The organism is Streptomyces sp. 11-1-2 (assembly GCF_003595545.1).
Lineage (GTDB): Bacteria > Actinomycetota > Actinomycetes > Streptomycetales > Streptomycetaceae > Streptomyces > Streptomyces hygroscopicus_B.
The window spans coordinates 883,471-903,834 of record NZ_CP022545.1 but is presented as its reverse complement, the minus strand read 5'-3'; the positions used below and the strand labels follow the sequence as shown (position 1 = coordinate 903,834).

The 20,364-nt window shown below is 71.2% G+C and carries 22 protein-coding genes and 1 pseudogene; 9 read left to right on the top strand and 14 right to left on the bottom strand.

The features are described 5' to 3' along the window. Nucleotides 1–105: 105 nt before the first annotated feature. From CGL27_RS51470 to CGL27_RS04225, 4 genes are read right to left on the bottom strand one after another with little or no spacing between them, the layout of a single operon-like run. A complete protein-coding gene (locus tag CGL27_RS51470) occupies nucleotides 106–501 on the bottom strand; it encodes a hypothetical protein (RefSeq protein ID WP_240450346.1) in 396 nt (131 codons plus the stop codon). Continuing rightward, a complete protein-coding gene (locus tag CGL27_RS04235; protein WP_240450345.1) occupies nucleotides 447–1,463 on the bottom strand; it encodes a serine hydrolase domain-containing protein in 1,017 nt (338 codons plus the stop codon). The genes CGL27_RS51470 and CGL27_RS04235 overlap by 55 nt, the downstream gene beginning before the upstream one ends. 49 nt (nucleotides 1,464–1,512) lie before the next feature. After that, nucleotides 1,513–2,712: a copper amine oxidase gene (locus CGL27_RS04230; protein WP_119984634.1), complete on the bottom strand. Its 1,200-nt coding sequence runs from the start codon at nucleotides 2,710–2,712 to the stop codon at nucleotides 1,513–1,515. Between the two features lie 14 nt (nucleotides 2,713–2,726). Beyond that, entirely contained in the window at nucleotides 2,727–3,452 is a 726-nt protein-coding gene (locus tag CGL27_RS04225) for a hypothetical protein (RefSeq protein WP_119984632.1), read from the bottom strand. A 407-nt stretch (nucleotides 3,453–3,859) separates the two neighbouring features. Between CGL27_RS04225 and CGL27_RS49785 the strand changes: the two genes are divergently transcribed. Then, nucleotides 3,860–4,273, top strand: coding sequence for a helix-hairpin-helix domain-containing protein (locus tag CGL27_RS49785; protein ID WP_162952867.1), 414 nt, complete (start codon nucleotides 3,860–3,862; stop codon nucleotides 4,271–4,273). Beyond that, entirely contained in the window at nucleotides 4,270–4,584 is a 315-nt protein-coding gene (locus CGL27_RS04220) for a hypothetical protein (RefSeq protein ID WP_119984630.1), read from the top strand. The genes CGL27_RS49785 and CGL27_RS04220 overlap by 4 nt, the downstream gene beginning before the upstream one ends. Nucleotides 4,585–4,600: 16 nt before the next feature. On the opposite strand, the gene CGL27_RS04215 is transcribed toward CGL27_RS04220, so the two are convergent. After that, the gene (locus tag CGL27_RS04215) at nucleotides 4,601–5,338 is read right to left on the bottom strand and encodes an SDR family oxidoreductase (protein WP_119994236.1); all 738 of its coding nucleotides are present in this window, start codon (nucleotides 5,336–5,338) and stop codon (nucleotides 4,601–4,603) included. A gap of 146 nt (nucleotides 5,339–5,484) precedes the next feature. On the opposite strand from CGL27_RS04215, the gene CGL27_RS04210 reads away from it, so the two are divergent. The 4 genes from CGL27_RS04210 (at nucleotide 5,485) to CGL27_RS04195 (ending at nucleotide 9,553) form a co-directional block, all read left to right on the top strand. Next, nucleotides 5,485–6,066 (top strand): TetR/AcrR family transcriptional regulator, encoded by a 582-nt coding sequence (locus CGL27_RS04210; protein WP_078638536.1) that lies wholly within the window; start codon nucleotides 5,485–5,487, stop codon nucleotides 6,064–6,066. A 64-nt stretch (nucleotides 6,067–6,130) separates the two neighbouring features. Then, on the top strand, nucleotides 6,131–6,721 hold the full coding sequence (locus tag CGL27_RS04205) for a cupin domain-containing protein (protein WP_078638535.1): 591 nt from the start codon (nucleotides 6,131–6,133) through the stop codon (nucleotides 6,719–6,721). 145 nt (nucleotides 6,722–6,866) lie between these two features. Further along, nucleotides 6,867–8,234: an FAD-binding oxidoreductase gene (locus CGL27_RS04200; RefSeq protein ID WP_240450344.1), complete on the top strand. Its 1,368-nt coding sequence runs from the start codon at nucleotides 6,867–6,869 to the stop codon at nucleotides 8,232–8,234. Between the two features lie 2 nt (nucleotides 8,235–8,236). Then, nucleotides 8,237–9,553 (top strand): MFS transporter, encoded by a 1,317-nt coding sequence (locus tag CGL27_RS04195; RefSeq protein WP_119984626.1) that lies wholly within the window; start codon nucleotides 8,237–8,239, stop codon nucleotides 9,551–9,553. 52 nt (nucleotides 9,554–9,605) lie between these two features. On the opposite strand, the gene CGL27_RS04190 is transcribed toward CGL27_RS04195, so the two are convergent. Both CGL27_RS04190 and CGL27_RS51465 read right to left on the bottom strand, forming a co-directional pair. Continuing rightward, complete coding sequence (locus CGL27_RS04190) at nucleotides 9,606–10,775, bottom strand: serine hydrolase domain-containing protein (RefSeq protein ID WP_119984624.1); 1,170 nt, start codon at nucleotides 10,773–10,775, stop codon at nucleotides 9,606–9,608. An 85-nt stretch (nucleotides 10,776–10,860) separates the two neighbouring features. Then, nucleotides 10,861–11,142: pseudogene (locus CGL27_RS51465) on the bottom strand (cytochrome P450); the annotation flags it as partial. A 266-nt stretch (nucleotides 11,143–11,408) separates the two neighbouring features. Here CGL27_RS51465 and CGL27_RS04180 point away from each other — a divergent pair. Both CGL27_RS04180 and CGL27_RS04175 read left to right on the top strand, forming a co-directional pair. Further along, nucleotides 11,409–12,284 (top strand): helix-turn-helix transcriptional regulator, encoded by an 876-nt coding sequence (locus CGL27_RS04180; RefSeq protein ID WP_119984623.1) that lies wholly within the window; start codon nucleotides 11,409–11,411, stop codon nucleotides 12,282–12,284. After that, on the top strand, nucleotides 12,281–13,135 hold the full coding sequence (locus tag CGL27_RS04175) for an oxidoreductase (protein WP_078638530.1): 855 nt from the start codon (nucleotides 12,281–12,283) through the stop codon (nucleotides 13,133–13,135). The genes CGL27_RS04180 and CGL27_RS04175 overlap by 4 nt, the downstream gene beginning before the upstream one ends. 45 nt (nucleotides 13,136–13,180) lie before the next feature. Here CGL27_RS04175 and CGL27_RS04170 read toward each other — a convergent pair whose 3' ends face one another. From CGL27_RS04170 to CGL27_RS04150, 5 genes are all read right to left on the bottom strand, one after another. Then, a complete protein-coding gene (locus CGL27_RS04170; protein ID WP_119984621.1) occupies nucleotides 13,181–13,525 on the bottom strand; it encodes a hypothetical protein in 345 nt (114 codons plus the stop codon). 253 nt (nucleotides 13,526–13,778) lie between these two features. Further along, nucleotides 13,779–14,615 carry an undecaprenyl-diphosphate phosphatase gene (locus tag CGL27_RS04165; protein ID WP_119984619.1) on the bottom strand — a complete coding sequence of 279 codons (837 nt, stop codon included), beginning with the start codon at nucleotides 14,613–14,615 and terminating at the stop codon, nucleotides 13,779–13,781. A gap of 199 nt (nucleotides 14,616–14,814) precedes the next feature. After that, nucleotides 14,815–15,216: an SseB family protein gene (locus CGL27_RS04160; RefSeq protein WP_078647054.1), complete on the bottom strand. Its 402-nt coding sequence runs from the start codon at nucleotides 15,214–15,216 to the stop codon at nucleotides 14,815–14,817. A 183-nt stretch (nucleotides 15,217–15,399) separates the two neighbouring features. Beyond that, nucleotides 15,400–16,905 carry a glycerol kinase GlpK gene (gene glpK, locus CGL27_RS04155; protein ID WP_119984617.1) on the bottom strand — a complete coding sequence of 502 codons (1,506 nt, stop codon included), beginning with the start codon at nucleotides 16,903–16,905 and terminating at the stop codon, nucleotides 15,400–15,402. A gap of 43 nt (nucleotides 16,906–16,948) precedes the next feature. Continuing rightward, the gene (locus CGL27_RS04150; protein WP_119984615.1) at nucleotides 16,949–17,716 is read right to left on the bottom strand and encodes an IclR family transcriptional regulator; all 768 of its coding nucleotides are present in this window, start codon (nucleotides 17,714–17,716) and stop codon (nucleotides 16,949–16,951) included. Nucleotides 17,717–17,925: 209 nt separating this feature from the next. Here CGL27_RS04150 and CGL27_RS04145 point away from each other — a divergent pair, with 209 nt between their 5' ends. Further along, complete coding sequence (locus tag CGL27_RS04145; protein ID WP_240450343.1) at nucleotides 17,926–18,486, top strand: ATP-binding protein; 561 nt, start codon at nucleotides 17,926–17,928, stop codon at nucleotides 18,484–18,486. Here the strand turns inward: CGL27_RS04145 and CGL27_RS04140 are convergent. Then, nucleotides 18,483–19,739, bottom strand: a complete 1,257-nt coding sequence (locus CGL27_RS04140) for a cytochrome P450 (RefSeq protein WP_119984613.1) — start codon at nucleotides 19,737–19,739, stop codon at nucleotides 18,483–18,485. The two genes, CGL27_RS04145 and CGL27_RS04140, sit on opposite strands and share 4 nt — an antisense overlap. A gap of 84 nt (nucleotides 19,740–19,823) precedes the next feature. Continuing rightward, a complete protein-coding gene (locus tag CGL27_RS04135; protein ID WP_119984612.1) occupies nucleotides 19,824–20,348 on the bottom strand; it encodes a DUF2867 domain-containing protein in 525 nt (174 codons plus the stop codon). Between the last annotated feature and the right edge of the window lie 16 nt (nucleotides 20,349–20,364).

Genomic DNA, 20,364 nt, shown 5'->3' with positions numbered 1-20,364 from the left:
CGGGCGGATGGGTGACGGTTCGGGCCTTGCCGGCGCCGAGCCGGGGCGCCCGCATCCGGCCGGGGGAGATGTGGGGAGACGGCCGTGCGGGTGGGCGGTGGGGCCTCAGACCAGGGCGCTCTTACGGGCCATCCGGCCCGAGAGCTGGATCCGGTCGACGGCGCCGGTCCGCGGATCGCGGACGAAGCGTCCGCCGGGGATCCGACGTCCGGAGGACGGGTCCACCAGATCGCAGGTGAGGTCCTCATGACAGACCAGCGGCGCGGGGAGGTCGCCGTCCACGGACAGGGCGAGGCCACCGCCGTCGCCCATGGTCACCTGGTACTCGATGTCGCCGTTGAGATAGATCCCGGTGCACTGCGAGGTCACGGCCATGGGGGTGGCCAGGTGCCGCGGGGTGGGGCTGGCGGGCACCCGGACGCCGGTGATCTCGGCGAGGACATCGGTCAGTTCGTTCCACAGCTCGGTGCCGCCGCCCGCGTTGGCGGTGAAGCCGACCACCACCCCCGTGGCGGGATCGGCCCGCAGCGAGCAGGAGGTGCCCTGGGCGTTGCCGTCGTGTCCGAACCACAGCGTCTCGCCGTGCCGGAAGAGCGCCCATCCCAGGCCCCAGCCGTCGGCCAGCACACCGGGGTCGGCGCCGGGCACGGGGCGGCGCATCTCCTCCGCGAGCTCACGGGGCGGCACCCCCGCGGGCCGTCGCCGAGATGGGCCCGGCCCAGTGCCACCAGATCCAGGGCACTGGCCCGCAGCGCACCGGCCGCGGCCTCGGCGGGGGCGAGGTTCTGCCGCACCGGTCTCGTCCTGCCCGTGGCCGTGTTGGCCGAGTGGCCGCGCGCGGTGGGCCGGTGCGGGGTGGCGGCGGTGCCGATGAAGGACGGCACGGTGCCCAGCGGATCGAGCAGCACGGACCGCATGGCCTCCTGCCAGCTCATCCCGGTGACCGTCTCGATCAGCCGGCCCGCCGCGACATAACCCGCGTTGGAGTAGGAGAAGTCCGTGCCCGGAGGCATCACCAGGGTGCGGTCGGTGCAGTGGTCCAGCAGATAGCGTGCGGCGGTCACCGAGGCCACCTGGTCCGAGTCGGGCCCGGACGGCAGCCCCGCGGTATGGCTGAGCACCTGGCGCACCGTGCACGGCGGACCGGCCCGGCGCAGCTCCGGCACATGGTCGCCGAGCGGGTCGTCCAGCTCCACATCGCCGTCCGCCACCAGAAGCGCCACCACGGTCGCGGTGTACGCCTTGGTGACGGAGCCGATGGGCACGGCCGCCTCGGCGGTGAACGGCTCGCCGGTCTCCGCGTCCAGGACGCCGGTCTCCACGGCGAGCGTCATCCCGCCGCTGTGTACGGCGAGTTGGGCGCCGGGCACCTGATGGGCGCGGGCCAGGGCGGTCAGGCGGTCCTCGAGGACGCGGCGTATCTTCGACCGCTCGACGGACGGTGCCGGGGTCGGACGTAACACGGTGCACTCCTTGCCGGGGGACGGAACGGGATGGGCGACAGGGGCCGGGTCATGGCAGCTGGCTCGTGGCCGTGACATCCCGGGGCACGATCGTGAAGCCCTGCCAGTGGGTGGGCATCGGGTCCTGGTCCTCGTCCCTGGGCACATGGTGGAAATCGACGCTGACCCAGGCGACCGGGTCGGTGAGCTTCTCGCCGCCGGTGTACTTGTCGACCGAGGTGGCGCAGTCCGGGGCGGTGTTGCCGTAGGCCAGCCGCTCGCACTCCCGGTACTGCGTGAAGTACATGTCGTGGTGGGTGAATTCCTCGGTCTCGTGCGGACCCCGGTACTGATCGCTGTGGTGGTTGTCGATCTCCCAGGACTTGGCGTGGCCGTCGGAGTTCTCGGCCGTGGGGTTCACCACCCGCCAGAATCGGGTGGGCGCGAGGTCCGCCGCGGTCTCATGGGAGAGCACGGTGCGTTTGGTGGTGCGCTCGGCCGTGCCGCTGCCCAGGTAGTCGTACTGCTCCACGGTGTTCGCCGACTGTCCGTCGACGTCGAAGTCCAGCCGCCAGAAGATGTTGTGCGAGTGGTTCTCGCTGAACCGGGTGGAGCCCACCCCGGTCGGCCAGCCGCTGCTCGCGTCGGAGAACTGGAACGGCGAGAGGCTCCCGGTGGCGCCCGACCGGGGCGTGATGGAACCGTCGTCCGAGAAGCGCCATTCGGTGATGTAGTCGTACCAGCCGATCTCGGAAACCGAGAAGACGACCAGGTCGGTGCCGTGCAGAACGCCCTTCTCCACCGCGCTCTTGTAGGCGAACGGCCGGGACTGCTCCTCGGCGCACAGCACGGGGGTGTCCCGGAAGTCGTGCAGCCGCCCGTCGGGGCAGTCCTTGGCGCTGAGCGGGGTGAGTGTGCCCTGCTCCAGATCGCCGAAGCCGATCGCGGAGACGTCGTAGAAGCGCGGCTGACCGCTGTCGTAGGGCACATGCACCTCGGCGAGCGAGGCGCTCTCGAGGACACGGGTGGGGGCGCCGCGGTTCGGGGTGTAGATCACATCGCTGAGCACCGCACCGGTGTTGCGGTCGATGTCCCAGCACATCTGCCACCGGGCACCGTTCTTCAGGGTCGTGTCAATGCGATCCGCGGCGGGGCAGGACGGCGCCGCCGAGGCCCTCGCGGGCGCGGCGGACGCCGGGCCCGGCACCCACAGGGCCAGCAATCCCACCGCGGCGACCAGCACACGGGCACGCCGAAACAGACTGGACACGGACGAAGCTCCCCTCACAGGCCGATGACGGCGGCGCGCCTGGCGGACAGATCGATGACGATCCGGCTGGTGTCGATCCACTTGCCACCCGGAAGGCGCACGAAGAGCTGCACACACCGGTGCTCACCGCACCGGGACACCTTCCGGGCGCCAGCCACCCCCTTGGCGCGGGAACCGAGGAACGACATGCTCTGGAGGCGCAGTTGGGAGGGCGAGGTCAGCCGCTTCCCGGTCTGCGAGGTGAAGGAGTCGCGCATCCCCGGGCCGAGCCGGCGGTCGGCCAGGACGACCTTCACCGCCTCACGGGCCTCGGCCAGGGTGGGAGGCGGCTGGACGCCGTGCTGCCGGGCGGAGTCGAGGACCTTCTTGGAGCGCAGATCGACCAGCCGGGTGATGAGGGTGTCCGAGGCGTAGTCGTAGAGCTGGACCTCGGCCCGGCTGTCGGGGGCGGAGGAGGCCGACTTGGCCCGGGGCGGACGGCGGGTGTCCAGCGGCTCGGCGCCGGAACCGCCCGCGGCGTTCCGCTCCCCGCCCCCGGTGTCCTTCTTCGCGGCCTTGCCGCCCCGCGCGGGCGCGGTCCCGGGCCGGGTGGCGGCGTCGACGGCGATGCGGGACGCCTCGCGCGACTCCCCGGGCGTCAGCCGGCCGGAGTGCGAGGCGACGACGGCCGCGGGCTCCGGGGCGTCGGACGCGGGCGATCCGGTGGCCTGGAGGGCGGCGATCCCGCCGCCTGCCAGCACCGCCGTCAGACCCAGAGCCGCGGACCCGCGCCATCGCCGATGACGGCGCCCCCTCGTATCGTCCGCGCCCCTGTCAGTGGCGTTGTCTCTCATCACCCAGCCGTTTCCGTTGTCGGTCAGGAGAGCCCGGTGGGGCTCGCGGTGACAGCACTCGGCCGGATCCCGATTTGTCGATGGTGCGTTCCCCGTCCGCACCGACGGGATTCAAGCCGCTGACGACGGCTCGCGCGGACCCCCCGGACACTTCGCTGTCCACTGATGGCTCACGCTTTCACCACTCCGGGCGGCGTAACAGTCGCATTTGTCATCAAGCGGCTGTGAGAAACGCATGTCTCGATGGGGGGCCGAACGGCCGCAAAGCGATGACGGGGAAGGCCTGTTGGAAGCCGCTCTGCCATCATGCTCACATGAGCCATTCGATCACCATTCGATGTGACATCTGTGGCGCCACGCATTCCTCCTCCGCGGCCGACAGCATCGGTGCGCTCCGCGAAGCCATCGTCAAAATGAGCTGGTCCAGGGCGCGATGGGATGACCGGGTGATCGATATGTGCGGTGGGTGCGGCGTCGGTGAAAAGGCGCCGAGCGAGTCCGGACGAGGCTGCGGTTCCTGTGAGGGTGGCGAACTTTTCGATGCCCTCGGACACGACAGAATCGGACATCGTTTGGCCAATGCATTACTCAGAGCTGGTATCGATAATCTCGAACTACTCTCCAGTTTCTCCGCGCGCCAGCTTCGCGATCTGGAGGGCATCGGCGCCGTGAGCGCACACCACGCACTCAATCGTCTGCACTCCGCACCGAGCGAAAGGCCATCGTGAACGAATATTCCACCGGAACATCCGCGCGGGCCACTCTGTACACCGGCCAACGCCACCGGATGCTGTGGGTGGTGGGCGTGGTGTTCTCCGCCGGGCTGCTGGCGCCGCTGTTATTCCTCGGCGCCGCGCGTAAGGGGATCGTGCCGCGCACCGTACCCGCCGGGTACGCGGTGGCCATCTATCCGATCGCGCTCGGACGCCAGTGGCTGCCCGACCCGGGCGACTGGATCTCATGGACACTCGCGGCCGTGGTTCTCACCGCGGCCGTCCATGCCGTGCTGCTGGACACCGGCCGTACGCCCGGCGGTTGACCGTCGGGTACGGGCCTCAGCTCTGTGCGGTGGGGCGGACCACGATCTCGCCGACGTCGACACCGGCCGGCTGCTCGATGGCGAACGCGATGGCGCGGGCGATGGCGTCCGGCGGCATCGCGATCTTGGCCATGGAGTCCTGGATCTGGCTCTTCGTGTCCGGGTCGGTGATGGAATGCGCGAGCTCCGTCTCGGTGAACCCCGGCGAGACGGTGGTCACCCGCAGCGACTCGCCCGCCTCCTGGCGCAGCCCCTCGGAGATGGCGCGTACGGCGTTCTTGGTGCCGGCGTAGACCGACATCGTCGGGACGATGGTCAGCCCGGCGGTGGAGAGGGTGTGGACGAAATGCCCGAAGCCCTGCTCGCGGAAGACGGGCAGGGCTTCGGCGATGCCGTACAGCACGCCCTTGATGTTGACGTCGATCATCTCCTCCCAGTCCTCGACGCGCAGATCGTCGAGGGCCGAGATCGGGCTGATACCGGCGTTGCTGACCAGCACATCGAGCTTTCCGTATCGCTCACGTGCCGTCGCGACCAGGCGGGACAGATCCGCGCGCCGCTTCACATCCGTGACGACGGGGACGGCCTCGCCGCCCGCCTCGGTGATCCGGGCCGCCAGCGCCTCGATGCGTTCCGACCGCCGCGCGGCGAGGACGACCTTCGCTCCACGCTCGGCGAGCAGCAGCGCGGTGGCCTCGCCGATGCCGCTGCTCGCGCCCGTAATGGCGATGACCTTGCCTTCGATACCGGACATCATGGGGAGTCCTTCCAGGGGGATTGCGGGAAAAAGGGGGGGGCGGCGATGGCCTACAGTGAGAACCGGAGTCGCCTCCACTTCACTGCGTACACACTAAGTGGGTGCGCCTCCACTTAGCAACCGGAGAATGAGGAGAGCCGCCGATGGCCAGGGATCCAGGGCGCCCGCTGCGGGCCGACGCACAGCGCAACCGGGAGAAGATCCTCTCCGCCGCGGTGCGGGTGTTCGCCGAGGAAGGGCTGGATGCCCACCTCGAGCGCATCGCCAAGGAGGCGGGCGTGGGCACCGGCACCCTCTACCGGAACTTTCCGACCCGCGAGCTGCTGATCGAGGCCGCCTACCGCAATGAGCTGGCCCGGCTCTGCGACGCCGCCCCCGAGCTGCTGGCGGCCCTGCCCCCGCGCGAGGCGATGCGCGCGTGGCTGGGCCGCTTCATGGACTACGCGAACGCCAAGCTGGGCATGGCGGACGCGCTGCGGGGCGTCGTCGCGTCGGGCGTCAATCCGTACGCCCAGAGCCACGAGATGATCCAGGACGCCCTCTCGCGGCTGATGGACGCCGCCGTCACGGCCGGTGTGATCCGGTCCGACATCAGCGCGACCGACATGTTCGCCGCTCTTTCCGGCATCGCCCTCGCCTCGGGGAAGCCCGAACAGCGCGAGCAGGCTGACCGCCTCCTCGACCTCACCCTGGACGGACTGAGTGCCGGATCCCGTCCTCAGTAAAGATTTCTGAGTTTTCAGTTCAGACTCTTGTGCCAGCCGCTCAGCGCTCTTAGCGTGTCCGGCCATGGAGAACGAACACCCCACGGACCGGGCCGCCGGTACCGGCGACGAGTCCGTTGGCGATCGGCTGCGTGCGCTGCGCAAGGCACGACGGCTGACGCTGCGGACCGTCGCCGAGGCCGCCGCGATCAGTGAGGGCTATCTGAGCCAGATAGAGCGCGGGCAGGCCAACCCCAGCATCGCCACCCTCCAGCAGGTCGCCGCCGCGCTCGGCCTGAAGGTGGCCGACCTGTTCGGCGACGACTTCACCAGCGGCCCGAGCGTGCTGCGCGCCGAGGAGGCGCCCCGGCTCGCCCTCGGGGTGCTCGGCGGGCGCAAGTTCCGGCTGACCCCTGGGCCGCAGCACCATCTCGAGGTGTTCCTGGGGGAGTTCGACGCCCACGGCTCCACGGGGGAGACCCTCTACAGTCACGGCGACTCGGAGGAGTTCCTCTACGTACTCGAGGGCACGGTCTCCCTCCAGCTCGGCGACCGCTCCTTCACCCTCGGGGCCGGTGACAGCATCCGCTACTCCTCCGCCGTACCGCACCGGCTGCGCGAGACGGCCGCGGCGGCCGCCCGGGTGCTGTGGGTGATCAGCCCACCCAGCTACTGACCCGCACCCCCTGGGTCCACGCTCCTGGGTCCACGCTCCTGGGTCCGCCCTCCTCGATCCGCCCTCCTCGATCCGCGACGAAACCGGGGCCATCCCCAGGCCGCCCGACCAGCGGCCGTACGACCACGATTGGCTGAGTGCCGCAGTGCTGAACGGAAATGTGTCCTTCTGGTACCGCCAGACCGGTTTCCCCGAACGGCGTCCGCCCCTCGACGGCGACCTCGCCACCGATGTGTGCGTCGTGGGCGCGGGCTTCACCGGGCTGTGGACCGCGTACTACCTCAAGCAGGCCGCCCCCGATCTCGATATCACCGTCGTGGACCGGGAGTTCGCCGGATTCGGCGCCTCGGGGCGGAACGCCGGCTGGCTCAGCTGCAAGATCGCCGGATCCGCCGGGACCTATGCGAGGAAGCGCGGGCGCGAGGCCGTCATCGCCCTGCAGCGGGAGATGATCCACACCGTGGACGAGGTGATCTCGGTGGCCCGTACCGAGGGCATCGAGGCCGACATCGTCAAGAGCGGCTATCTCACCGTCGCCCACGGCGCGGCCCAACTCCCCCGGCTGCGCACCGCGTACGACCAGCTCCGGCACTGGGGCGCACAGGACCTGGAGTGGCTGAGCGCACCCCGGGTCGCCGAGCGGCTGCGCCTGGACGGGGCGCTGGGCGGATACCACAATCCACACTGCGCCCGGGTCCACCCGGCCAAGCTGGTGCAGGGCCTGGCCCGCGCGGTGGAGGCGCGGGGCGTACGGATCCTGGAGTCCACCCCCGTCACCGCCATCGCCCCCGGCCGGGTCAGCACCCCGTTCGGCACCATCGGCGCGGGCCGGATCGTCCGCGCCACCGAGGGCTTCACCAGCGGTATCGAGGGCGAGCGGCGCACCTGGCTGCCGATGAACTCCTCGATGATCGTCACCGAGCCGCTCCCCGACGAGCTGTGGAAGCGGCTCGGCTGGGAGGGCCAGGAACTCCTCAGCGACGCCACCCACGCCTACACCTACGGACAGCGCACCGCGGACGGCCGCATAGCCATCGGCGGCCGCGGAGTGCCCTACAAGTTCGGCTCCCGCACCGACCGGGCCGGACAGACCAGCGCGGACACCGTGCGCGCCCTTCGGCGGATCCTCACCGGCCTCTTCCCGGACACCGCCGAGGCCGCCATCGACCACACCTGGTCGGGGGTGCTGGCCGTGCCCCGCGACTGGTGCGCCTCGATCGACTACGACCCGGCCACCGGCCTCGGCTTCGCCGGCGGATACGTCGGCCATGGCGTGGCCGCCACCAACCTCGCCGGACGCACCCTGTCCGATCTGCTGCTCGGCCGTTCCACCAAGCTGACCGCGCTGCCCTGGGTCGGTCACCACACCCGTCGATGGGAGCCCGAACCGTTCCGGTGGATCGGGGTGCACGGCATGTACGCCGCCTACCGCGCCGCCGACCGCTCGGAGTCCTCCGGCCGCACCACCACTTCCCCCATCGCCCGTCTCGCCGACCGCATATCTGGACGCTGACCATGAGCAAGCCCACCGCCACCGCCGCGGCCACGGACCGCGCCCCGGCCACCGACCGCGAGCGGACCGCCCGCAAGGCGGGTCTCGCCTCGTTCATCGGCACCACCGTCGAGTGGTACGACTTCTACATCTACTCCACCGCGTCCGCGCTCGTCCTCGGCAAGATCTTCTTCGGCGGCGGCGGTGGCACCACCGGCGCGCTGGAGGCGTTCGGCAGCCTGTGGCTCGGATTCCTCGCCCGGCCGATCGGCGGCATCGTCTTCGGCCACCTCGGCGACCGGATCGGCCGGAAGAAGACCCTGGTCACCACGTTGCTCATGATGGGCATCGCCACCACCTTGATCGGGCTGCTCCCCGGCTACGACGAGGTCGGCGTCGCCGCGCCCATCGCGCTGGTGCTGCTGCGCATGGTGCAGGGCATCGCGGTCGGCGGCGAATGGGGCGGCGCCGTCCTCATCGCCAGCGAACACGCGCCCAAGGGGAAGGCGTTGTCGTTCGGCGCCTTCGCCCAGCAGGGGTCACCGGCCGGATCGATCCTGGCCACCGGGATGTTCGCGCTGCTCACCCAGCTTCCGGACGACGACTTCGACGCCTGGGGCTGGCGCGTTCCGTTCCTCTTCTCCGCCGTGATGGTGGTCATCGGCCTCGTCGTGCGCCTCAAGGTCGAGGAGTCCCCGGAGTTCGCCCGGCTGCGGGACGAGAAGCGGGTCGCGAAGGTCCCCCTGCGGGAACTGCTCACCCGCCACCCCGGAACCCTCGCCCTCGGCGTGCTCGCCAGCTCCATCGGCATCGCCGCCACCTACTTCATCACCACCTTCGTCCTGTCCTGGTCCACCGGCAGCCTCGGCATGGATCGCTCCACCATGCTGAACGTGCTGCTCGTCTACAGCGTCATCCAGTTCTTCACCCAGCCCTTCGGAGTGCTGCTGGCCGACCGCTTCGGCCCGCGCCGCACCGTGGCGGCCCTGCTGAGCCTCAACTTCGCTCTGGTGCCCGTGATGTACGCCTGTGTCTCGACGACCCAGCCGGTCATCGTGGGGCTCGGCATCTGTCTGCTGGGCATCACCGGCGCGATGAACTACGCGATCCTGGCCGGACTGCTCGCCGCCGCCTTCCCGATCTCCGTGCGCTACACCGGAATCTCCCTCTCCTACCAGCTGTGTTCGGCGCTCATCGGCGGTACGGCGCCCCTGGTCGGCGAGTGGCTGCTGCGCTCGACCGGCGGCTCGATCGTGCCGGTCGTGATCTACCAGATGGGGCTGGTGGCGGTGTCCCTCATCTGCTCCCTGGCGCTGCTGAAACGCTCGCGAGAGACGTAGTCAGCCACAGTGGGGGCGGGGTGGCCCAGCCGCCGTCGGGCCGCGCCGCCGGTCACAGCGCCGAGTACACCGCCTCCACCAGGGCCATCTTCCGGGGGTCGTCGACGATGTGCGGGCCCATACGGTTCATCACGTAGCCGAGGGAAAGCTCCGCCTCCGGGTCGGCCAGCCCGCAGGAGCCGCCGAAGCCGTCATGGCCGACGGCGCGCGGGTTGGGGCCGTACGAGCCGTGCGCGCCGCTCAGCCACACCCCGAGCGCCACCTCCGCGTCCCGGCCGAGAGCCTCGCCCAGGACCAGGTCCCGGCAGGAACCCTGGCCCTCGCGGGCGCGCTCGGCGGCCTCCGCGGACAGCACCCGGCGATCGTCGGCCAGACCGCGGCGGGCGAGGATGCCGTACAGCTCGGCGATGGCGCGGGCCGTGCCATGGCCGTTGAGGGCCGGAAGTTCGGCCTCGCGCCACTCCCGGCTGTTGGCCTCGGCCGCGCCGACCACCGGATTCGCCAGTGCCGCCAGGGCGACCGGGGTGAACTTCAGGCCCGCCGCGGCCTGTTCACCGGCGGGCCGCCCGGCCCGCGGACCGATCAGCTCGGCTGCCCGGCGGGCCTCCTTCTCCGGAAGGCCGATGGTGAAGTCGATGCCCAACGGCCCGGTGACCTCCTGCCGCAGGAACTCGCCGGGCAGCAGCCCGGTGATCCGCCGGATCACCTCGCCGATCAGGAAGCCGTAGGTGAGCGCGTGATAGCCGCTACGGGTGCCGGGCTCCCACCACGGCTCGGCCGCGGCCAGCCGGGCGGTGGTCAACTCCCAGTCGTACAGCTCCGCCACGCTGTGCGGCTCCCGCAACCCGGCCAGCCCCGCCCGGTGCGAGAGGAGATACCGCACCGGCAGCGAGCCCTTGCCGGCCGCGGCGAACTCGGGCCAGTACGCGGCCACCGGCGCGTCCAGGTCCAACAGCCCGCGGTCCGCCAGCACATGGGCACACAGGGCCGCCGGCCCCTTCGTGGTCGACCACACATTGACCAGGGTGTCCCATTCCCAGGGGCGGGTGCGCCCGGCGTCGGCCCAGCCGCCCCACAGATCCACCACGGTCTCCGAGCCGATCCGCACGGCCACCGCGGCGCCCAGCTCGTCGCGTTCGCGGAAGTTCGCCTCGACGGCGGCCCGCACTCCGGCGAACCGGGGGTCGCAATAACCCTGGATCGGGGCCGGGGACTCCGTCATGTGGCTCCTCCTGACACTTTGGGTGGTCGGTGGGGCCGGTGGCGGTCAGGTCCGGCCCGTCGGCGAGCACACCCCGGCCGGTGTCCCGGATGGTGTCGAGCTGTGCCTCCGCCACCCGGACCATGACCTCGCGATAGTGCTCGTCGACCCGGCGCGGGGTGAAGAACCGGGCGGTCTGCCGCCGGTCCTCACGGTGTTCGGGACCATCCCGGTAGAGCACCGGCCGCCGGAACCGGGACGGCAGCTTCTCCACCGTCTCGATGCCGAGCCCGGCCTGCACGGTGGCGGTGCTGCGCAGGACGGCGCGGGCCTCCTCGTAGCCGGACACCTGCCAGATCCCGTCGGGCCCCCGCCGCACCGGGCAGCCGCCTCCGTACGGCCCCCGATCGACCCGGCGCTCCCCGAATTCCCGCGCTCCGTGGCCCGGTGGCCCGTGGTCCGGTGGCCCGTGGCCCGGTGGCCCGTGGCCCGGTGGTCCGTGGTCCTGCGCCCCGTGGTCTCGTAATCCGTCGTCGTGCGATCCGCGGTCGTGTGATCCGCCGCCCATGGGCGGCACCTCCCGGCCCAGACTAGGAGTAGCGCGGCCACCTTACGGGCTCCGGATGCCGCTTTCCCAGGTCTAGGCTCGATTTCATGGACAGCGAGAACCCTCTGGGGCGCTTTTTGCGCGCCCGCCGTGAACTGGTGCGGCCCGAGGACGTGGACATCCGGTCCGCAGGTCGGCGCCGGGTGGCGGGGCTGCGCCGCGAGGAGGTCGCCCTGCTGGCGGGGGTCAGCACCGACTACTACATACGGCTGGAGCAGGGCCGGGAGCGGCATCCCTCGGCCCAGGTGACCGAGGCGCTGGCCCGGGCCCTGGTGCTGGAGGAGGACGCGGTCGCCCATCTGCACCGGCTGGCCCGTCCGGCCCCCGTCCGGCGCCGCCCGGCCGCGCGGCGGGAGCGGGTGAGCCCGACCCTGCTGCGGATGATGGAGGGCTGGCCGCGGACACCGGCCGTCGTCCTGGGGCGCTGTCTGACCGTACTGGCCCATAACACTCTGGGCCGGGCCCTGTTCGACGGGCACACCCACAGCCGGGACCTGATGCGACTGGTCTTCCTCGACCCGGACGCGCGGGAGTTCTACCCCGACTGGGAGCGGGTGGCGGTCAACACCGTGGCCGGGCTCCGCGCGGCGGCCGGAATCGACGAGGAGGACCCCGAACTGATCGCCGTCGTCGGTGAGTTGTCGCTGAAGAGCGAGGCGTTCCGGCGGCTGTGGGCCCGCCATGACATCCGTCAGAAGACCCATGAGACCAAGCGCTTCCGGCACCGCCTGGTCGGGGAGCTGACGCTGGAGTACGAGGCACTGACCGTGAACAGCGCCCCCGGTCAGCAGCTCGTCGTCTACCAGGCCGAACCGGGCAGCCCGTCCGAACAGGCGCTGTCCCTGCTGGGCAGCCTCGCCGCCGACGCGGTGGAGACGCCCCACGACACCATGAGCACCACGACAAAGGACTCTTCCGCATGACCCTCATTGACTCGCCCGTCTGGTTCATCACCGGCTGTTCCACCGGTCTGGGCCGGGCACTCGCCACCGCCGTCCTCGACCACGGCCACCGTGCGGTGGTCACCGCCCGCGACCCCGGGCAGCTGGCCGACATCGTCGCCGGGCACGGGGACCGCGCGCTGGCCCTGGCGCTCGACGTCACCGACAAGGACCAGGTGGCGGAGGCCGTCAAGGAGGCGGAAACCGCCTTCGGCCTCATCGACGTACTGGTCAACAACGCGGGCTACGGCTATCTCGCCGCTCTCGAGGAGGGCGAGGACGCGGAGGTCCGGGCCCTGTTCGACACCAATGTGTTCGGCCTGGTGGACGTCACCCGGGCGGTGCTGCCGGGCATGCGCGCCCGCCGCGCCGGCCACATCGTGAACATCTCCTCCCTCGGCGGCCTGGCCGCCTTCGGCGCCACCGGCTACTACCACGCCACCAAGTTCGCCGTGGAGGGCCTCTCCGAATCGCTCGCCGCCGAGGTGGCCCCGCTGGGCATCAAGGTGACGATCGTCGAACCCGCCGCCTTCCGCACCAACTGGTCCGGCCCCTCCATGCGGCAGTCCGCCGTCACCATCGACGACTACGCCGAGAGCGCGGGCGCACGGCGCACCAGCACCCTCGCCACCTACGGCCACCAGCCCGGGGATCCGGCGCGGGCGAGCGAGGCCATCATCGGCGCGGTGGAGTCGGAGGAGCCCCCGCTGCGGCTGCTGCTGGGCAAGGCCGCCTACGACATCGCCCAGGCCAGGCTGGACTCCCTCAGGACCGCCTTCGATGCCTGGCGCGATGTCACCCTCGGAGCCGACTACCCCGTGGCCGCGCCCTAGGCCCGCCGGGCCGACCACCCCATGGCCGCGTCCTGGGCCGGGCCGTCAGCGCCCCCGCACCCGGCGGCCCCACCGGCGCAGCAGCCCCCGCCGGGTCCGGAAAGCCCGTGGTCCGGAGGGCCGACGGCCACCCGGACCCGCCACGGCGTGGCTCGGCGTCCACTGACCGTCGGGGGAGAGGATCGGCGCCTTGCGCTCCGCCTGCGCCAGGATCTCGTGGTGGGAGTCATGGGCGGTCACTCGGAACGCCTCGTCATGGGAGGCCAGGGCCGCTCGCAGGGCCGTGCCGGTCGCGCCGCGGCGACGGGCGAGGGACGCCACCCAGCCGAGGAAGCCCATGAGCGCGGCGAGCACCCCGGCGACGACCAGATACGGCAGCACATCACTCATGGGCCGAGGCTACGTGAGGCCGCACCTCGTCGAGGAGAGCCAATTCGAGACGGATCAGCCGCCCGAGGTCGGCGATCGCTCGGCGCGAACCCGGCGGTCTCCTCCGCCACCAGCTGGCGGCGGGCGACCCGGGGACGCACGACACCGGCGGGGCGTGCGGCTATGTCGACTATCCGGCCAGTGGCTGGGAGACGGCGTCAGGCGGGTGAGAGCGCCCGCGGCGGCGTCAGAGGTGAGAGCGCCCGCGACGGCGTCAGGCGTTGAGGGCGCCCGAGCCGAGCAGTCCGAACAGCGCCAGGCCGATGACGATCCGGTAGATCACGAAGGCGTTGAACGAATGCTTGGCGACGAACTTCAGCAGCCAGGCGATCGAGGCGTAGGCCACGGCGAAGGACACCACCGTGCCCACCGCGAGCGGCACCGTTCCCACGCCACCGCCCGTGGCGTCCTTGAGCTCGTACAGACCGGCGCCGGTCAGCGACGGAATGCCCAGGAAGAAGGAGAGCCGGGTGGCGGCCAGGCGGTCCAGGCCGAGCATGAGGCCGGTGGCCATCGTGGCGCCCGAGCGGGAGAAGCCGGGGAAGAGCAGCGCGAGGATCTGCGAGGAGCCGACCAGCATCGCGTCCTTGAGGCTGGTGTCGTCCTCCCCGCGCTTGTGGCGGCCCATCCGGTCGGCCAGCCACATCAGCCCGCTGCCCACGATCAGCGAGGCGGCCACCACCCACAGGGAGGCGAGCGGGCCTTCGATCAGCGGTTTGGCCGCCAGGCCCACGACCACGATGGGGATCGTGGCGTAGATGACCCACCAGGCGAACTTGTAGTCGTGGTGGTACCGCTCCTCGCGGTTGACCAGCCCCCGTCCCCATGCGGTGGCGAAGCGCCGGATGTCGCGGAAGAAGTACAGCAGGACGGCGGCGATGGCACCGACCTGGATCACCGCGGTGAAGGCGACGACGGACTTGTCGTCCACCGGGATGTCCATCAGCCCCTCAGTGATCTTGAGGTGGCCGGTGGAGGAGACCGGGAGGAACTCCGTGACCCCCTCGACGACGCCGAGAACCACGGCCTGTCCGATGTTGATCGCGCTCACGTGATCCGTCCCGCCGGTGTCTTTCCGTAACCAGTGAATGTGTACGGGACGGTAGACGATGGATCGGGAAGGTGACCAATCGGCGGGCGGCCCACCGCGGTCCGGCGCGATCGTGGGGGAGGGGGCGGCCGCGGCATCCGGGCATCGCCGCGGCCCGTGCCCGTAGAGAGAAGGGCACGGGCCGCCGCGGCCGAAAAGGTCAGGCGGCCGGACCGGAGCCGCTGAGCAGGCTCCGTACGCCGGTGGCCGAGAGGGTGACGGCCTCCGGGGCACCCGCGTCGATGGTCAGGGAGAGCTCTTCGGAGGGCCATCCCTGGGCCAGCGCGCCCAGCGGCACCAGGTGGTACCGCTCGATCTGGGGCAGGGCCTGGTGCATCCGGTCCGGAGTGGTGAAGACCGGTACCAGCTGAGCGCCGTCCTCCTGCTGGAACACGGGCAGGGTCACGGCCTGGGGGTCGGTCTCCTCTCCGCTTTCGGCGGAGGGGAGGAGGACCTCACTGTTGGCGAGGGTGTTCAGCGCCGACTCGTCCGCCCGGTCGGCCGCCAGCTCGCCGAGGGCCTGCTGGGTGGCGGAGACGTTTTCATCGGAAGGGCTGGTCATGATTCCGTCCATGGATCGGGTTTTGGGTCTTCATGGGTTTCTGGGTCCCAGAGCGACTGGTTTCAACAGCCGCGGCTGGCTCGAATACCCCGCCTCATGGAACTCACACGTCCCCTCGCGCTCGATTCTTCCCCGGGGGCCCGACGGAGCCCGAACCAGCCCGCCCGGGAAGGTGGCCCCGGGCTACGACCTGGCCCAGCCCAGCGACCGCTCGACCGCCCGCTGCCAGTTCTCGTACTCCGCCTCCCGCCGCGCGGGGTCCATCGTGGGCATCCATTGGGCCGCGCGGTGCCAGTTGCGGCGCAGCCCCTCCAGATCGGGCCAGTAGCCGGAGACGAGCCCGGCGGCGTAGGCGGCCCCGAGGGAGACGGTCTCGGAGACCATGGGGCGCACCACGGGCAGGTCCAGGACATCGGCCAGGAACTGCATCAGCAGATTGTTCGACGTCATCCCGCCGTCCACCTTCAGCTGCCGCAGCGGCTGAGGCGAGTCGGCGTTCATGGCGTCGACCACCTCCCGGGTCTGCCACCCGGTGGCCTCCAGAACGGCGCGGGCCAGATGTCCCTTGGTGATGTACGAGGTGAGCCCGACGATCACCCCGCGCGCGTCGCTGCGCCAGTGCGGGGCGAAGAGCCCGGAGAAGGCGGGGACGATGTAGCAGCCGCCGTTGTCCTCGACGCCGCGGGCCAGGGTCTCGATCTCGGGGGCGCTGTGGATCATGCCCAGGCGGTCCCGGAACCACTGCACCAGCGAGCCGGTGACGGCGATCGGGCCCTCCAGGGCATAGACCGTCGGCTCGTCGCCGAGCTTGTAGCCCACCGTGGTCAGCAGCCCGTGCCGGGACCGTACGAGCTCGGTGCCGGTGTTGAGGAGGAGGAAGCTGCCGGTGCCGTACGTGCACTTCGCCTCGCCGCTGGCGAAACACGTCTGCCCGAACAGCGCCGCCTGCTGATCGCCGAGCGCGGCGCAGATCGGCACCTGCGGCAGCAGGGCGCGGGCCATGCCGTAGCGCTCGGCGGAGGGGCGGATCTCCGGCAGCATCGCCCGGGGCACATCGAAATACGCCAGCAGCTCATCGTCCCAGGTCAGGCTGCGGATGTTCATCAGCATGGTGCGGCTGGCGTTGGTGGCGTCGGTGAGGTGCAGTCCGCCGTCGGGCCCGCCGGTGAGGTTCCAGATCAGCCAGCTCTCCATCGTGCCGAACAGCACGTCCCCGCGCCCCGCGCGCTCGCGCAAGCCGTCGACATGGTCGAACAGCCAGCGCAGCCGTGGCGCGGAGAAGTAGGTCGTCGGGGACAGTCCGCAGCGTTCGAGGAAGAAGTCGTCACCGGTGGTCCGCCGCAGCTCCTCGACATAGCCGCTGGTGCGGGTGTCCTGCCAGGTGATGGCGTGGCACACGGGAACGCCGGTGCGCCGGTCCCAGACCACTGTGGTCTCGCGCTGATTGGCGATGCCGATGGCCGCGATCTGCTCGGGCCGGATCCCCGCGCCCTCCAGGGCCCGGGGTACGACGACACGGCGCAGATGGGACCAGATCTCGGCGGGGTCGTGCTCGGCCCAGCCGGGCTTGGAGAAGTACTGCTCATGTTCTCGCTGGCCGACCGAGACCAGCCGTCCCTGGTGGTCGAAGAGGATGCACCGGGTGGACATGGTGCCCTGGTCGATGGACATCACATAGCGTTCAACCATGGCCTGGCCTGCCTTCGGGCGGGTTCGAGCAGGGCACGGGGCGTCACCAGCGGGCCGCTCCGAGATCGCGGGAGATCGCCCGGGCGGCGTCGCGCGTCAGCCCGACGAGTGAGGGATGAGGGCGGCCCTTGCTGTCACAGAGGCGGTCCACGGCGCCGGAGACGCCGACGGCGCCCACCACCAGGCCACCCTGTCCGCGGATCGGCGCGGCGATATCGGCCTCGCCCACCATCATCTCCTCGGTCGCGACCGCCCACCCGCTCTCGCGGATCTCGCCCATCGCCCGGCTGAGCTGCTGGGGAGAGACGAGTGTGTGACGGGTGTAGTTCTCCGGTTCGGTTTCCATGAGCGGCTCCAGCGGGGTCGCCCCGTACGCCAGCAGGATCTTGCCCAGCGCGCTGGCGTGCAGGGGCAGCAGCGAGCCCACGTCCAGGGTCTGGAAGGTGTCGTCGGGCCGGAAGACGTGGTGGACGATGAGGACCTTGCCCTCCAGGGGCACTCCGAGCCGGACCGCCTCACCGCTGCGGGCGGCCAGGGCGTCGGTCCAGTTGATGGAGCGGGACCGCAGCTCGTTGATGTCGAGATAGCTGGTCCCCAGGTGCAGCAGCGCCGCGCCGAGCTGGTACTTCCCCGTCGACTTGTCCTGTTCGACGAAGTCGACGCTCTGCAGCGTGCGCAGAATGCCGTGCGCGGTGCCTTTCGCGAGGCCGAGCGAGGCGGCCACCTCGCCCAGACTGAGCCGACCGGAGCCCTGGGCGAGCAGCCGCAGAATCGCCGCCGCCCGCTCGATGGACTGCACCGGGCCGGCCATGACGCGATCGTAGCTCTTCGGCCAGTGGCACAGCCTGTCGGCGAAAACGCCAAACGTTCGGTAATGCCGACTCGGATTCGTTGACCCCGGTGGATAGGGGCCATAGCGTCCGTATCGGGACAAGGAGACCAGGATGCCAAAAGGCGACCCGAAGGGTGCCCGGCACAGACAACCCACTCGGCTCGGAGCGGACTCGGAGAGGAGGAGACGTGGCGGAACAACTGAGCTGTCCGAAGCCCGGCGTCACCGGGCGGGCCGCGGAGACCGTCGATTTCACCGGCGCCCGTCTCATCGGCTCCCAGGCGCCGGAACCGGACCCCCTGCTGGCGCCGGTGGTGACACGCGGCGAGGTCCCCGACCGGCCCCCGGCGGACGAGGGAGACGGCCATGTCCTCCCGGTCCCGCACATCTGCGAGGCCGTCGCCACCGTGCGGCGGCGGGCGCACGCGCTGCTGACCGAATGGGAGCTGTCGGACGACTGCCTCGACGAGGCACTCATGGTGATCTCGGAACTGGTCACCAACGCGATCCTGCACGCCCTGCCCCCGGCCGTGCTGCGGCTGCGCTGGACCGAGTGCGAGGGCTCCGCCGGCCTGCGCATCGAGGTCACCGACGGCGGCCCGGTGCCCGCCGGTCAGCGGGCGGAGGAGGACATCGAGCCCGATGAGCACGGCCGCGGGCTCGGCATCGTCACCGCGCTGTCCACGCGCCACGGCAGCCACTCCTGCCATGAGGGCATCACCTGGTGGGCGGACCTGCCGGTCGCCTAACCGGCGGCACGGTCCCAGGTGACCGGGAGCCGATGGACGCCGTAGATCAGCATGTCGTGGCGCAGGGGCACCTCGTCGGGCGGGACCGCCAGGCGCAGCGTGGGGAAGCGCCGCAGCAGGGCGGGAAAGCCCGTCCGCATCTCCATCCGCGCCAGATGCTGGCCCAGGCACTGGTGAATGCCGTGGCCGAAGGCGATCTGATCGGCCGTTTCGCGGGTGACGTCCAGGGTGTCGGGGTCGGAGAACCGCGAGGGGTCCCGGTTGGCCGAGGCGAGCGACCCGACGACCGTCTCCCCGGCCCGCACCCGCGCCCCGGCGATCTCAAGATCCTTCCGGGCGACCCGTACCGTCCCGAACTGGACGATGGTCAGATACCGCAGCAGCTCCTCGACCGCGTGGTCGATCACCTCGGGCCGCTCCCGCACCAGCGTCGACTGCCCGGGGTGGCGCAGCAGGGCGTAGGTGCCAAGGGCCAGCATGTTCGCCGTCGTCTCATGGCCCGCGATGAGCAGCAGCAGCCCCACACCGGTCAGCTCCTCGTCGGTCGGCCCGGCCGCCGTGGCGGTGCCGGAGCCGCCGGGCGCGCCCTGCTCGCCGTTGACCAGACGGGAGAGCAGCGCCTCGTCCGGCCGGTGCCGCTTGGTGTCGATCAGCTCCCGCATGTACTCCCACAGCGCGTCCCGGGCCGCGTAGACCTCCTCCTCGCCCTGGCCGATCCGGAGCAGAACGGTGGCCCACCGCTGGAAGTCGGCCCGGTCCTCGTACGGCACCCCGAGCAGCTCGCAGATCACCAGTGACGGGACCGGCTGGGCGAAGGACGTCACGAGGTCGGCCGGCGGACCGGCGCGCTCCATCGCGGCCAGGTGGCCGTCGACGATCTCCTCGATCCGGGGCTGCAGCCGCCGCATCCCCCGGGCGGTGAACCACTTGCTCAGCAGCCGCCGGTAGCGGGTGTGCTCGGGTGGATCCATGCCGATGAACGAGCCCAGCATGCGGCGGTCGTCCGGGCGGACCGGAAACGCGTGCACCGGCGAGGAGGTCCGGCGGCGGTCCGAGCTGAACCGGTCGTCCGCCAGCAACTGCGCCACGTCCTCGTGCCGGGTGAGCAGCCAGCCCGCCTTGCCGTCCGGAAAGGCCAGCCGGCTGGCCCCGCCCTCCTCGCGCAGCGCCTCGTAGGCACCGGGCGGGTCGAAGGGGCAGTCGCGATGTCTGGGCAGCGGCGCCGGAGTCGACGCGCGTGATGTGACGGACACGGAAACGCTCCCTTCGAAGGCGAACCGGGTCCCTCCCTTTTGAGCGTAGCTCGGGCCGCTGGGCCGGGCGACGCGACCGGGGGCTCAAGGCAACCGGCCGTCACCGCGGGTGGTTTCCCCGGCCGACGCGGCATCGCGCGCCGCGCGCCGGAGGAGACGGGGAACCGTCCGGTGGTGGATCGGCGCGGCCAGGGCCCACAGCGAGCGGCCGACGGGCCGGTCGAACCGTACGAAGGTCGCCCACAGGACCCTCCCGTCCTCGACGGCCACGACGTTGTGCGTGAGCACCAGCGGGGAGCGCGCGGTGAGGGTCAGCGAGTGGTCCGCCGCGTCCGAGACGGCCCACCCCAGGACATGGCGCGGCGACGTCCTGGGGCCCAATCGGAGGCCGAGCCCCAGAGTCCAGCCCAGCACGAGGAACCGCCGCAGGGGAGCCGGAGCGCCCTCGAAGACGGCCCGCGCCCACTGCTCGGCGGTCAGGGCCCCGGCTCGCGGGACCGGTAAGGCGAACGCCGAGGCGTAGTGGGCGTCCGCGAGGTCGTCACGGGCCGCCAGCGCCCCGGGCACCGTGGCGCGTCGTGCGCGAGGAGTGGCCGGGGGAGTGGTCATGGGGAAGAGCTCCTTT

Excerpts from the sequence above, each read along its gene's own strand:
- CGL27_RS49785 (WP_162952867.1), top strand. The coding sequence starts at position 3,860 with ATGAGCCATTCGATCACCATTCGATGTGACATCTGTGGCGCCACGCAT.
- CGL27_RS04215 (WP_119994236.1), bottom strand. The coding sequence starts at position 5,338 with ATGTCCGGTATCGAAGGCAAGGTCATCGCCATTACGGGCGCGAGCAGC.
- CGL27_RS04210 (WP_078638536.1), top strand. The coding sequence starts at position 5,485 with ATGGCCAGGGATCCAGGGCGCCCGCTGCGGGCCGACGCACAGCGCAAC.
- CGL27_RS04205 (WP_078638535.1), top strand. The coding sequence starts at position 6,131 with ATGGAGAACGAACACCCCACGGACCGGGCCGCCGGTACCGGCGACGAG.
- CGL27_RS04195 (WP_119984626.1), top strand. The coding sequence starts at position 8,237 with ATGAGCAAGCCCACCGCCACCGCCGCGGCCACGGACCGCGCCCCGGCC.
- CGL27_RS04190 (WP_119984624.1), bottom strand. The coding sequence starts at position 10,775 with ATGACGGAGTCCCCGGCCCCGATCCAGGGTTATTGCGACCCCCGGTTC.
- CGL27_RS04180 (WP_119984623.1), top strand. The coding sequence starts at position 11,409 with ATGGACAGCGAGAACCCTCTGGGGCGCTTTTTGCGCGCCCGCCGTGAA.
- CGL27_RS04175 (WP_078638530.1), top strand. The coding sequence starts at position 12,281 with ATGACCCTCATTGACTCGCCCGTCTGGTTCATCACCGGCTGTTCCACC.
- CGL27_RS04170 (WP_119984621.1), bottom strand. The coding sequence starts at position 13,525 with ATGAGTGATGTGCTGCCGTATCTGGTCGTCGCCGGGGTGCTCGCCGCG.
- CGL27_RS04160 (WP_078647054.1), bottom strand. The coding sequence starts at position 15,216 with ATGACCAGCCCTTCCGATGAAAACGTCTCCGCCACCCAGCAGGCCCTC.
- glpK (WP_119984617.1), bottom strand. The coding sequence starts at position 16,905 with ATGGTTGAACGCTATGTGATGTCCATCGACCAGGGCACCATGTCCACC.
- CGL27_RS04150 (WP_119984615.1), bottom strand. The coding sequence starts at position 17,716 with ATGGCCGGCCCGGTGCAGTCCATCGAGCGGGCGGCGGCGATTCTGCGG.
- CGL27_RS04135 (WP_119984612.1), bottom strand. The coding sequence starts at position 20,348 with ATGACCACTCCCCCGGCCACTCCTCGCGCACGACGCGCCACGGTGCCC.